The following is a 12,887-nucleotide window of genomic DNA, read 5'->3' as shown; positions in this document are numbered from 1 at the left end:
GCAGGCGTCGGCGACTTTGTTCCTGCCGACCATCCGAAAAGCTTTTTCCGCTCGAGCACCGACGCACTGTGTCTACCGTGTCGGTTGCTATGACGACCAGGAGGGGTCGATCCGAATGAGTAATCCCGTGTCGGGCGAACGAATCGCGGTGCGTCCTCCTACGGGGGGCGACGATCCGACCAAGATTGCCATGCTCGGCCTCACGTTCGACGACGTGCTGTTGCTGCCTGCCGCCTCGGATCTCATCCCCAGCTCTGTCGAGACATCCAGCCGCCTGACCAGGGACATCACTTTGCGCACGCCGCTGGTGAGTTCGGCCATGGACACCGTCACCGAGGCGCGCATGGCCATCGCCATGGCGCGTGCGGGCGGTATGGGTGTGCTGCACCGCAACCTCTCGGCCGCCGATCAGGCCGCCCAGGTGGAGACGGTGAAGCGCTCCGAGGCGGGCATGGTGACCGACCCGGTCACCTGTCGTCCCACCGATACCCTCGCCGAGGTCGACGCCATGTGCGCCCGCTTCCGCATCTCGGGTCTGCCGGTGGTGGACGAGACCGGCGCGCTGGTGGGCATTATCACCAACCGCGACATGCGCTTCGAGGTCGATCAGGACCGCCGGGTGGACGAGGTGATGACCAGGGCGCCGCTGATCACCGCCCGTGAGGGCGTCACCGCCGAGGCCGCGCTCGGTCTGCTGCGTCGCCACAAGATCGAGAAGCTGCCGATCGTCGACGGCAACGGTCGCCTACGCGGGCTGATCACGGTCAAGGACTTCGTCAAGACCGATCAGTACCCCAACGCCACCAAGGACCGCGACGGCCGCCTGCTGGTCGGCGCCGCGATCGGCGTCGGCGAGGACTCCTGGTCGCGTGCCATGACGCTGGGCGACGCCGGTGTCGACGTGCTGATCGTCGACACCGCCCACGGCCACCAGTCGCAGGTGCTGCAGATGGTCGCGAAGGTCAAGGCCGAGGTCGGTGACCGGATCCAGATCGTCGGCGGCAATATCGCCACCCGCGCCGGTGCCGCCGCGCTCGTCGAGGCGGGCGTCGACGCGGTGAAGGTGGGTGTGGGCCCCGGCTCCATCTGCACCACCCGCGTGGTGGCCGGCGTCGGCGCACCGCAGATCACCGCGATCCTCGAGGCCGTCGCCGCGTGCAAGGCCGCCGGCGTGCCGGTGATCGCCGACGGCGGCGTGCAGTACTCCGGCGATGTCGCCAAGGCCATCGCCGCCGGCGCCTCCACGGTGATGCTCGGCTCGTTGCTCGCGGGCACCGCCGAGTCGCCCGGTGATCTGATCCTGGTCAACGGCAAGCAGTTCAAGAGCTACCGCGGCATGGGCTCGCTCGGCGCCATGCAGGGCCGCGGCCAGGCCAAGTCGTACTCCAAGGACCGTTACTTCCAGGACGATGTGCTCGCCGAGGACAAGCTCGTCCCCGAGGGCATCGAGGGCCGTGTCCCGTTCCGCGGCCCGGTCAACCAGGTGATCCACCAGCTCGTCGGCGGCCTGCGTGCCGCGATGGGCTACACCGGTTCGCAGAACATCGAGCACCTCCAGGGCGCGCAGTTCGTGCAGATCACCGCGGCGGGTCTCAAGGAGAGCCATCCGCACGACATCACCATGACCGTCGAGGCCCCGAACTACTCCGGGCGCGGCTGAGTACAATAGACGCGTTTGTGCGCCGGAGGGTCGACCTCCGGCGCACGTCCGTGTACGGGACACCCCCGGTCGATGTGCTTGCGGTTCGCAGGACAACGGCGAAAGCTGACGACCAGATGTCACCTTCATCACCAACGCGCCTCGTACCCGCGACCCTTGGGGAGCGGCGGCCACGCAGTGGCCGGTTCGCGGCCGGGCCGCCGGTCAGGCGCCGCGGCGTAGGCGACGCAGGAGCAAGCCGCGGTGACTGACCGGCGGCCCCTCGGGGCCGCGAACACGCGCGCGCCAGCGCGCAGAAAGCAGAGCATTGTGCGTGACATGGTCGAAATCGGTATGGGACGGGTCGCTCGTCGAACCTATGAGCTCGATGACGTAGATATCGTCCCCTCGCGGCGGACGCGCTCGTCGAAGCTGGTCTCGCTGGCCTGGCAGCTCGACGCCTACCGTTTCGAGATCCCGGTGCTCGCGCACCCCACCGACGCGCTGGTCTCGCCCGAGTTCGCGATCGAGCTGGGTCGCCAGGGCGGCCTCGGCGTGATCAACGGCGAAGGCCTCTGGGCGCGCCACGCCGACGTGCAGGCCAAGATCGATCAGCTGCTCGATCTGGTCGACAAGGGGGGTTACGAAAAGGCCATCTCGCTGCTGCAGGAATTACACGCCGCGCCGATGCAGCCCGACCTGCTGGCCGCCGCTGTCGCGCAGGTCCGTGCGGCCGGGGTGACCACCTCGGTGCGCGTGAGCCCGCAGAACGCCCGCGCGCTGACCCCCGCGCTGCTCCAGGCCGGCATCGATCTACTGGTCGTGCAGGGCACCATCATCTCCGCCGAGCACGTGGGCGGCGAGGAGCCGCTGAACCTGAAGACCTTCATCGCCGAGCTGGACGTGCCGGTCGTGGCCGGTGGCGTGAGCGATCACCGCACCGCGCTGCACCTGATGCGCACCGGTGCGGCGGGCGTCATCGTCGGCTACGGCTCGTTCCCCGGCGCCACCACCACCGGTGAGGTGCTCGGCATCGGCGTGCCGATGGCGACCGCGATCGCCGACGCGGCCGCGGCCCGTCGCGATTACCTCGACGAGACCGGCGGTCGCTATGTGCACGTCATCGCCGACGGCGACGTGGCCACCTCGGGTCAGCTGGCCAAGGCCATCGCGTGCGGCGCCGATGCCGTGATGCTCGGTGTGCCGCTGTCCGCGTCGGCCGAGGCGCCCGGTCGGGGTTGGTACTGGCCTTCGGCGACCGCGCACCCCTCGGTGCCGCGCGGTTCGTTCCTGCCGGTCGACGAGGCCTGGCTGGACGGCCCCGACGGCGCGGCGGCCCGCCCGAGCCTCGAGCATGTGCTCTACGGCCCCTCCGACGACCCGTTCGGTTCGCTGAACCTCGTTGGCGGCCTTCGCCGTTCGATGGCCAAGGCCGGGTACTCCGACCTCAAGGAATTCCAGAAGGTCGGGCTGAGCGTCCGCTAACGAACGCGGGTCGGTGAGACCCGATCCCGCAGGAACCGGGCGATCGCGGTATTGACCGGTTCCGGATGGGTCATCGTCACGGCCAGGCGGGCGCCATCGATCTCCACGAAGGTGGAGGCGGTGAGCCCGTCGGCCAGTGTGCGGGCGCGCGCGCCCGCGATACCGCTCTGCGTGGCGTGGATGATCAACGCCGGGCAGGTGATCTCGCGGAGCCGGTCGAGCACCGAATCGCGCCCGAGCAGGCAGCCGACGGCGGCGTCGAGCCCGCTGTGGGCGTCGCCGACCCACCGGCGGGTCCAGATGTCGCGATACCAGGTGTCGTCGCCGATGAGCCAGTCGGCGAGGCGGCCCGCGGCTTCCTCGCGGGAGCCGCGGTCGTGCCATTCGTCGAGGAATCGCTGGGTGGCGGTCGACTGGCCCAGGGTCGGCCCGTGCGCCTCGGTGCTGATCAAGATCAACGCGTCGACCCGTTCCGGCGCGACCAACGCGGTCCGCAGCGCTGTGAAGCCCCCTTGCGCGGTGCCGCCGATGATGGCGCGTTCGGCGCCGATCGAGTCGAGTACGGTCAGCGCGTCGCGGGCCGCGGTCCAGTAGGTGAACGGCAACCGCTGATCTTTGGTGCGGCCGTGCCCGCGCGCGTCCCAGGCGACGATGCGGAACTCGGGTGCGAGCGCGGCCTGCTGCGAGGCGAACATCGTGCGATCCATGAAGAACTCATGGGCGAGCAACACCACCGGACCGGTGCCACCGCTGTCCTCGTAGTAGATGTCTGCATCGATCGCGCGGGCGAATGGCACGAGCACGAGGATAGCCAGAGCTACCGCGCCGCGCCCAAGAAAGAGGGCGCGTCGTGCACAGTCACTACGGCGAGTCCGGCTTCCGGCGATGCCCGTTGCTTGCTCGCCGTACCCCGTCACTAAACTGTGGCGGTGGCAGATACTCAGAGACCGGTCCTCGTCGTCGACTTCGGCGCGCAGTACGCCCAGCTGATCGCCCGACGGGTGCGTGAGTCACGGGTGTTCTCCGAGGTGATTCCGCACACGATGACCGTGGAAGAGATCGCCGACAAGCAGCCGTTGGCCGTGATCCTGTCCGGTGGTCCGTCGAGCGTGTACGCCGAGGGCGCACCGCAACTCGACGCGCGGCTGTTCGATCTCGGCGTGCCCGTGTTCGGCATCTGCTACGGCTTCCAGGCCATGGCGCAGGCACTCGGCGGCACCGTGTCCGAAACCGGCACCCGCGAATACGGCCGCACCGAACTCAACATCGACGGCGGTGTGCTGCACGACGGCCTGCCGACCATCCAGCCGGTGTGGATGTCGCACGGCGACGCGGTGACCGACGCCCCCGCGGGCTTCGAGGTCACCGGGACCACCGCGGGCGCGCCGGTCGCCGCGTTCGAGGATCGCGCGCGTCGACTGGCCGGCGTGCAATACCACCCCGAGGTGCTGCACTCCCCGCACGGCCAGCAGGTGCTCAGCCGCTTCCTGCACGAGCTCGCCGGTATTCCGGCGCAGTGGACGCCGGCCAACATCGCGGAGTCGCTGATCGAGAGCGTGCGCGAGCAGATCGGTGACGGGCACGCCATCTGCGGCCTGTCCGGTGGCGTCGACTCCGCCGTGGCGGCCGCGCTGGTGCAGCGCGCGATCGGCGATCGGCTCACCTGTGTGTTCGTCGACCACGGTCTGCTGCGGGCGGGTGAACGCGAGCAGGTCCAGCAGGATTTCGTCGCCGCGACCGGCGCCAAGCTGGTGACCGTCGACGCGGTGGACAAGTTCCTCGGCGAACTGAAGGGCGTCTCCGATCCCGAGGAGAAGCGCAAGATCATCGGTCGCGAGTTCATCCGCTCGTTCGAGGACGCCGTCGCGGGCATCGTCGGCGAGGAGACCGAGGCCGCGGGCAGCGCCCCGAAGGTCGAATTCCTGGTCCAGGGCACGCTCTACCCGGACGTCGTCGAATCCGGCGGCGGCACCGGCACCGCGAACATCAAGAGCCACCACAATGTCGGCGGCCTGCCCGACGACCTCGAGTTCGATCTGGTCGAGCCGCTGCGCCTGCTGTTCAAGGACGAGGTCCGCGCGGTCGGCCGCGAACTCGGGCTGCCCGAGGAAATCGTTGCGCGCCAGCCCTTCCCGGGCCCCGGCCTCGCGATCCGCATCGTCGGTGAGGTCACCGCCGACCGGCTCGACCTGCTTCGCCAGGCCGACGCCATCGCCCGCGAGGAGCTCACCGCGGCCGACCTGGACAAGCAGATCTGGCAGTGCCCGGTCGTGCTGCTGGCCGACGTGCGTTCGGTCGGCGTGCAGGGCGACGGCCGCACCTACGGTCACCCGATCGTGCTGCGTCCGGTGTCGAGCGAGGACGCGATGACCGCGGATTGGACCCGGCTGCCCTACGACGTGCTGGAACGGATCTCGACGCGCATCACCAACGAGGTGGCCGAGGTGAACCGCGTGGTCCTCGACGTGACGAGCAAGCCCCCGGGCACCATCGAGTGGGAGTGATGGGTTGGAGCACGCGGATCGGCCGCTATGTGGCCGATCCCTGCTCTGGGTCGGGTTGCTTCTGCTCGGTGAGCGGCGGACGTGGGGGTCTCGGATAGTTCGCGAGGAGTAGACGGCCCAGTGGTAGGCCGCTCACAGTGGGGCGGCGGTGCGTCAGTAGGTGCGCGAGTGGGGTCGGGTCGTTCATTGCCGTTGTCCTCCAACAACAATGGCCCGTCAGCGTGACGGGCCATTGTTGTTTCGTCGAGTGTCCTTCGGTCAGTGGTGTTTACGGCTGGGTGTCAGCGTGAGCAGCAGGCCGATGACGATGGCCGCGATCACCACGCCCCAGCCGATGGGCAGGATTCCGCCGCCGTCGGGGGTCGGTGCGCCCAAGAGGGCCCAGACGCTCACGGCCAGCGCGATCAGGCCGGTGGTCAGCAGGGTGAACGCGGGACGGCGGGCGGGCTCGGTGTCGGTCGGATCAGCCACGGGTCACCACCGCGTCGCCCAGGTGCATCTTGACGCGCAGGTCGAGGACCGGTGCGCCGGGGGTTTTCGGCCCGCTCAGTCCGTCCCGACAGGTCGAGTTGGAGTCGGTCACTCGGATGTCACACGTCATGTTCACCGTCATCCCTTCGGGCAGTTGCACTGTCGTGTCACCGATGTTCACCGCGACTTCGACGCTGCGTGACTCGGTGAGGTTAAGGCCGCGCAGGTCCAGCGTGCCCGAACCGATGTCGAGGGCGTAGCGGGGCTGCAACTCGGTCATCGAGGTCGGCGCCCAGACACGGTCGCCGACGGCGGTTTCCTTGAAGTCGATCGGCCCGATCAGCGAGGCCAGCACCACGAACCCGGCCAGCGGGGCGGTGAGTATCAGCAGGCCGTATCCGCGCCGCAGGAATGCGCCGACGACGAGGCCGAGGCCGACCACCGCCAGGGCGAAGGCCGCGATTCGCGCGGGGGTCATCCATTCCACGCCCGACGCCGCCGCGGCGCCCGCCAGCGCCGCGGCCAGGATCGCCAGGCCGATGGTGACCGGAGTGAGCCGGGAGCGTGGACGTTTCGGTGTCGGCGGCGTGACAGGCGCGTAGCGGGGCGCCGCTTCCGGTAGTTCCCAGGCCAGCGGGGCGACAGCGAGCGGATCCCAGCCGTTGGGCACCTGCGCGTTGAGGCGCGGGGGTTCCGGTGCGGGAGAGATGGTTCCGGGCACGTCTTCGCGCAGCAGCGCGGTGGCACCGGCGTCGTTCTGCGATTGCGCGACGGGCGGCATGCTCCTGTCGGTGTTCTCGATGAGCTCGGGTTTCGAGCTGTCCGCGCGCTTGTCGAGATCGACGGGTGACACCGAATCCACTGCCCGCGAGCTCGTATCCGACGCGGCGTGCGGTGTGGGCGAAGACTGTGCGTCCGAGGCGACTTCGCGATTGTTCGGCTCTTCGTGTTCTGGATCTCGACGACCCGAATCAGTAGCCGCTGGTTCTACGGAGGCCGCCGGTGTCACCGTGATCCGAGCGGTTTCTACGGAATCCGTGGAACTGCCGCCAGTTTCGTCGATCTCCTTGCGCAGCACGACGGTGTCGGTCACGTCGACGCGCAGCAGCGGCGCGGATTCGGCTGTGGGCGTGCGATTTTCCTCGCGGGCGAGCGCCGGATCGGGAACGTAGACGTCGGGAAGTTTGGTGTAGGGCGTGTACATCCCGGTCGGGGGCACCTCCGGGTTGTACGGATAGCCGCGCACCGGGACGCCGGTCGGGTAGCCCGCACCCGGGTAGCCTGTCGTGCCGAGCGGAGCGCGGTAGGCATCGAACCCCGCGGGCAGCTCGGGATGACGCAGGTACAGCATCCACCAGCCCGCGAGCATCAGCCCGAGGCTGACCACCCCGGACCCACCCATGCCCAGCCCGATCGGTCCCATGGTCGACACGGCGATGGCCAGCGCCACGATCAACACGATCGTCTTGGTCTGCGAATGCGACCCCCGGTCGTGGTCGGACAGGGCCTGCGCGGCCGACATCTCGTTGCCCGCCGACCCCAGCACCAGCCAGGCCAGCAGATACAGCACGATCCCGGCCCCACCGAAGATCGTCGACACGACGAAGGCCACCCGCACCAGCACCGGATCCACCCCGTAGCGCAACCCGAACCCCGCCGCCACCCCGGCGATCGGTCCCTGCCGAGGCAGCCGGACGGGCCGCGTATGCCACATCTGGTGAACCTGGTCGGAGAAGCTCGTTGCGCTCATGTCATCCATCGTGTGCCGGGCCACCCCTCCGGCACATCGGGGGTAACCCTGATAATTTCCCGGGTTCAGGGGCAGGGGGAGCGGTACGACACGTTCGCGAGCTGGCCGCGCCACACGGCCTCGGTGAGTCGGCTGGTGGACGCGCAGATCCGGGCGGCGACGGTCTCGGCATCGAGATCCCACACACCGAGCTGGCCGTTGTCGGTGACGATCACCAGCTGTTCGCCGCGGGGGTGCATCGCCATCTGCCGACGGCGACCGTCGGTAGGGCCGATCGGTCCGGCTCGTTTGCGCGGTGCGCGGGGGTCATCGAGGTTCCACAGGTCGGCCACCCCGTTGCCCGAGACGACAAGTTCGGTGCCGTCCGCTGAGACGGATACTCCGCTGATCGGCGCTGATTCGGCCCGGGCCATGTCGATGATCGGGGTGAACGCGTCGGGTTGGTCGATGTCGCGCAGGCCGAACTGGTCGGGCTCGGTGACGGCGACGGTTCGATTGTCGGGCAGGAAGTAGGACGGTTGGATGATGGTGTTGCGGCTGACCTCGGACTCGGTGGTCAATCGTGGGTGTTGCGGATCGTCCAGATTCCACATCTGGCGAAGGTAATGGGGGACCTCGTGGCCCCGCTCATCGAGCAACACCAGCTCGACCCGACTGCCATCGGAACTGAACGCCGCGTTCTGGACCGTGCCGATCGTCGCGCTGATCGGCACACCGACGGGCACCGGGGTGGTGCGGTCGGTGATATCCCACATCTGTACCGAATTCCGGAAGGTCAGCAGCATCCGGTTGCCTCTGACCGTCGATTGTCGGGCATACCCGGTCGGCCAGCTGGGCAGCACGCGTGGCTGACGTGGATCGCCGAGGTCGAAGACTTTTCGCTGGTCGCCGGAACGGTCGTGGAAAGAGAGCGTGCGTCCGTCCGAACTCAGCGCGACATTCGACAACCCGGGTGAACCGGGAACAGCGGCCAGGCGGACCGGGTGACGGATATCGGTGGTGTCCCAAATCGTCACGGCACTGCCCCCGGACAGCATGGCCATCCGATCGCCGGCGCGATCGAATACGGGCGTCGATGGTGTCCCCGGCACCACGTCGATCGTCGAACGCGGCAGTGACCAGAAATACAGCAGTCCGTCCTCACCTGCTCCGATCAGCGCCGGTTCGCCGGGTAGGAAGCGCATTGTCCTCGGTCCACCGCCACAGGGGGCGACTCGCAGTCGTGGACAGCCGGTCGGGGTTACCGACAGCGCGGGGCCCGCTTGGACGGGCTGTGCGGGGTCGGTGACGTTCCACAGTTGTCCGGCGCGACCGGTGCTGGTGGCGAGTAGGTTTCCGTTTTCGTGGAAATCGATCGAGGCCAAGATTCCGTTGTCGAGTCGCATCGACGTCCCATAGGAGGTCGGGTGATTCGGGTCGGTGATCTCCCAGATCTCGACTCGGTTCGATGGGGCGTTGACGGTGCCCTTCGTGCCGTAGGACCCCACGGCCAAGCGGGTGCCGTCGGGACTGAGTGCGAAGCCTCGAAGTTGGTCGTCGCCTGTTGTGGAGATCGGTGGTCCTACCGGGCGAGCGGCGGCTGGAACGTGTACATCCCACAGTTGCACCGTGTCGGGAACCCTGATGTCGAGGGTGATGGTACCGACGGCGAGCACCCCTCCTTCGGCACCGAATCCGATGATGTGGTGCTCGCCGGGCAGAGCACGCGTGGCGATTCGCAATGGTCGCGTGCGATCTCGGATATCCCAGAGGGTCAGGGTCGACCCCTCGATTTCGGCGAGGACTGTTCCGGTCGGATCGAGGGCGATCGTGCTCGGTCGGAGGGTATCCAGGGTGCGGATCAGCCGTGGTGATTTCGGGTCGGCGAGGTCCCACAGCTGGGTACCGGATGGGCCGAGGGTGACCCCGTCGGTGCTGCCCGGAACGAACTCGAACGTGTTGACGCGCGTCCCGAGCCCGGTGCTGAGACGGTGGGGCGCGAGGTGATCGCGGATATCCCAGAAAGCCGTGTCACCTGCGTAGTCGGTCGAGACGAGCAGGCGGTCCGACGACCGGAGCGCCAGCGTGTCGACTCCCTTCTCGTGGGCGGCCTCGGTGATGGCGAGCGGCGAGTCCTGACTGTTGAGCAACTGGGTGCGGGTGGATTCATCGGAACGAATTCGGTACGCGGCGAGCATGAACTGGGCCGATATCGAGGGGTCGATGGTCCGGGTTCGTTGGGCCGCGGTCACCAATTCGGCGTAGTCGCGGTCCAGTGCCCGTTGATCGGCGAGCCTGCTGCGGTCGATGGCGATGACACCGGTGGCGAGCAGGGCGAACACAACCATGACCGCCACGATCCGTCGGCGCCCACTGTTGCGTGCCGACCGCCGAGAGGCTCGCAGAAAGGTCCGCACGCGCGGACTACTTGTTGCCCGGCTGGTGTGCTCACTCGCGCTGTCGAGCCGAGTACCGCGATACAGCAGCGCCGAATCATGTTTCGCTGCCTCCCATTCGGCCGCGTCGTGTTCGAGCCGCTGGCGGACCAGGTGCCCGACCCGGTCGGTATCGATCCAGCCGCGTAGCCGGGGCCACGCGGTCAGCACGATCTCATGGGAGAACTGCACCGAGCCCGCGTCGAGAGCGATGAGTCTGCTGGCCGCGAGGACTTCGAGCGCTTCCGCGCAAGCGTCGGGATCATCGCCGCGACCGAGCAATTCGGCACGCTCGACCATGCGCCTGGTGTCACGCCCGTCCTGTCCGACGGTGACCAGTGAGCCGAGCAGCTCCTGGGCGGCGCTCTGCTGCTGCGGCGTCAGTTCGCTCCAGGCGAGTTCGGCGGTCTCGGCGACCGAGCCCGTCACGCCGCCCGCCTTGCGATACCCGGCGACGGTGAGTTTGCGGCCGTCGCGCTGCTGCCAGGTCGCGGCCATCACGTGGGACAGCAGTGGCAGTGCCCCCGGGTCGTAGCCGTCGGTGCCGAGTTGTCCGCCGACCCCGCGTAGTTCGGTGAGTACCAGTTCTTCCAAGCCGGATTCGAGGGTGAGTCCGCCGGCGGCGGCCGGTCCGGTGATCGCGCGCGCCACCTCGTCCATCGACATCGAGCCGAGGAGATAGCTGTTGTGCTGCAAGCTTTTCCGCAGGGCTGGATAGTGCAGGCACTGTTCGTAGAAGTCGGCGCGTAGCGCGAGGACGACCGTCAGCGTGTCTGGTAGGTCGGCGAGCGTGGCCAGGAAGGCCGAGCGCTCGGCTTCGTCCTGGCACAGGGTGAACAGTTCCTCGAACTGGTCGACGATCAGGACCCGTAGGTCGTCGGTCGGCGTCGCCGCGAGTCCGGTGGTCGGCGTCGCGCCCGGCGTCATCGTCGCGGCGGGTAGGTCGATCGTGGGTCGCAGGCCCGCCGCCAGGAGCGAGGATTTGCCGGCCCCCGACGCGCCGATCAGGACGACGATGCCGGTGGTGGCGCGCACCAGTTCGACGAATTCGGCGGTGGCCTGCTCCCGTCCGAAGAACAAGGTGCGCTCCTCGGGTCGGTAGGCGCGCAGGCCGGGATAGGGGCAGGCGTCGCCGTCGGTCGCGGCGGCTGTCCAGGTAACCGATTCCTGCCACAGCCGTTGCCATTCGTGCGGGTCGGCCAGCTTGCGCGGTAGGTCGCGCTGAGCCTTCTCGGTCAGCTCGACGAGCGTGAGGACCACCGGCAGCAGCGATTCGAAGCGGGCGGGCACATTGCGCCCTGCCTTCCAATCGCTGATCCGCTGCGGTGACGGTGTACTCGCCTGGGTGCCGCGCATGCGACGCTCGGTGGCCGCGGCGACCCGGCGCAGCGTCGGATTGCCCGCTGCGGCATACAGTTCGGCGAACCGTTGAGCGAAAAGCGCACGCGGCGAAGAACTCTGCGCGTCACTGATGGTCAAATGAACCCCCCGATGAAAAGACCGAGGGTCATGATATTCGGATCAACCGGGACCCGGCGATTCGCCGGGTCCCGGTTCGGCTCACAGGAACATGGTGTCGCCGAAGATCGAGTTCGTCGCGCTCACCTGTCCGGTGCTCGCGGTGACCGTCGCCCACGAATAGATGTTGAGCGGTCCACCGCAATTGCCCACCATCAGATGGAAGTCACGGTTCACCAGATAGCTGGTGCCCGAACCGAGCGGCATGGACCCCACCTCGATCTTCTTGATCTCGCCCGGCGCCAGCGACAGGTTCAGCTCGAGACCGGCCGAGATCGACGGGCCGATATCGGCGGACACGTCCGGACCGGACGAGCCGAACCCGATGGTGGCCCCCGCGCCGACCGAGATGCCGCCGTCGAGCCCGACCGACAGCTTCAGGTCCACCGCGCAGGCGGCGAAATAGCCGGAGGTGATCTTGCCGGTCGCGCCCAGCGGTGCGGTGACGTAGGCGGTGTTGTCGAGGAACACCTCGCGATTGGTCGGCATCGCGTTGAGCGGGGGCACCAGCCGGTAGGACTCCTCGGCATGGCCGAGGGTGAGTTCGAAGCCCGCCGGTCCGTGATAGGTCGTCTCGTGCGGTGCCATCGGCGTCGCTGAGGCGATCGGCGTCATCCCGAGGGTGCTCAGGCCGATGGCGGCGGCGCCGAGCACGGTGGTGATGATGTTCATGTGTTCCTCCCCTGAAGTGGCGGCCGTGATTCCGGCCTGCCATCAACGTAGGAAGAGCTTGTGCGGCAAGGCTTTCGGCGTGACAACGCATCGGCTTAAAAGACCTGTTGAGGACCCTGTGGCCGGGTTGCCGGTCCGGCGGTCCGGCGCTGTCATCGCGGTCCGCTACCGGATCGGGCATACCCCCAGGTAGGACGTGATTTTTGTCCGGACCGGACAGCTCGCGCCGCAGGTCGGTGCCGGATCACCGACATCGGGGGAGAGTTCAGGGTCTCTCCTGATGTCGGCACCGCGTCGCGCGTGCCACTATCGAGAGCATGGATCCGTCTGTTTCCGCTCGCACTGCCGCCCAGGGGTCCGCCGCCCCGTCCGGGCCCGGCGTCGCCGCCGGGAGCAACGCCACCGACTATCCGGTCGGCCGGGCCGCCGTGCCC

At 68.3% G+C, this 12,887-nt stretch carries 8 protein-coding genes; 3 read left to right on the top strand and 5 right to left on the bottom strand.

Going from position 1 to position 12,887, the window contains the following annotated elements:
* Nucleotides 1-115 precede the first annotated feature (115 nt).
* Nucleotides 116-1,660: an IMP dehydrogenase gene (guaB, locus tag NA12_RS08345; RefSeq protein WP_084472525.1), complete on the top strand. Its 1,545-nt coding sequence runs from the start codon at nucleotides 116-118 to the stop codon at nucleotides 1,658-1,660.
* 309 nt (nucleotides 1,661-1,969) lie between these two features.
* The gene (locus NA12_RS08340) at nucleotides 1,970-3,124 is read left to right on the top strand and encodes a GuaB3 family IMP dehydrogenase-related protein (protein WP_067448058.1); all 1,155 of its coding nucleotides are present in this window, start codon (nucleotides 1,970-1,972) and stop codon (nucleotides 3,122-3,124) included.
* Here the strand turns inward: NA12_RS08340 and NA12_RS08335 are convergent.
* Nucleotides 3,121-3,921 (bottom strand): alpha/beta fold hydrolase, encoded by an 801-nt coding sequence (locus NA12_RS08335; RefSeq protein WP_067448090.1) that lies wholly within the window; start codon nucleotides 3,919-3,921, stop codon nucleotides 3,121-3,123. The genes NA12_RS08340 and NA12_RS08335 overlap by 4 nt on opposite strands.
* A 132-nt stretch (nucleotides 3,922-4,053) precedes the next feature.
* Here NA12_RS08335 and guaA point away from each other — a divergent pair, with 132 nt between their 5' ends.
* Nucleotides 4,054-5,628 (top strand): glutamine-hydrolyzing GMP synthase, encoded by a 1,575-nt coding sequence (gene guaA / locus NA12_RS08330; RefSeq protein ID WP_371855980.1) that lies wholly within the window; start codon nucleotides 4,054-4,056, stop codon nucleotides 5,626-5,628.
* A 258-nt stretch (nucleotides 5,629-5,886) separates the two neighbouring features.
* Here guaA and NA12_RS08325 read toward each other — a convergent pair whose 3' ends face one another.
* From NA12_RS08325 to NA12_RS08310, 4 genes are all read right to left on the bottom strand, one after another.
* Nucleotides 5,887-6,099, bottom strand: a complete 213-nt coding sequence (locus NA12_RS08325; RefSeq protein WP_067448054.1) for a hypothetical protein — start codon at nucleotides 6,097-6,099, stop codon at nucleotides 5,887-5,889.
* Nucleotides 6,092-7,849, bottom strand: coding sequence for a PspC domain-containing protein (locus NA12_RS08320; protein ID WP_243655055.1), 1,758 nt, complete (start codon nucleotides 7,847-7,849; stop codon nucleotides 6,092-6,094). The genes NA12_RS08325 and NA12_RS08320 overlap by 8 nt, the downstream gene beginning before the upstream one ends.
* Before the next feature lie 65 nt (nucleotides 7,850-7,914).
* Nucleotides 7,915-11,742, bottom strand: a complete 3,828-nt coding sequence (locus NA12_RS08315) for an NACHT and WD repeat domain-containing protein (RefSeq protein WP_067448050.1) — start codon at nucleotides 11,740-11,742, stop codon at nucleotides 7,915-7,917.
* Between the two features lie 81 nt (nucleotides 11,743-11,823).
* The gene (locus tag NA12_RS08310) at nucleotides 11,824-12,453 is read right to left on the bottom strand and encodes an MspA family porin (protein ID WP_067448048.1); all 630 of its coding nucleotides are present in this window, start codon (nucleotides 12,451-12,453) and stop codon (nucleotides 11,824-11,826) included.
* Nucleotides 12,454-12,887: the final 434 nt, after the last annotated feature.

The sequence above is a fragment of the Nocardia alba NBRC 108234 genome (assembly GCF_001612665.1).
Classification (GTDB): Bacteria; Actinomycetota; Actinomycetes; order Mycobacteriales; family Mycobacteriaceae; genus Nocardia; species Nocardia alba.
Note: the sequence above shows the minus strand (reverse complement) of the source record. Positions and strands in the feature narration are given on the sequence as shown.

Bases quoted from the DNA above. Each gene is read 5' to 3' on its own strand.
- guaB (WP_084472525.1), top strand. From the start codon at position 116: ATGAGTAATCCCGTGTCGGGCGAACGAATCGCGGTGCGTCCTCCTACG.
- NA12_RS08320 (WP_243655055.1), bottom strand. From the start codon at position 7,849: ATGAGCGCAACGAGCTTCTCCGACCAGGTTCACCAGATGTGGCATACG.
- NA12_RS08310 (WP_067448048.1), bottom strand. From the start codon at position 12,453: ATGAACATCATCACCACCGTGCTCGGCGCCGCCGCCATCGGCCTGAGC.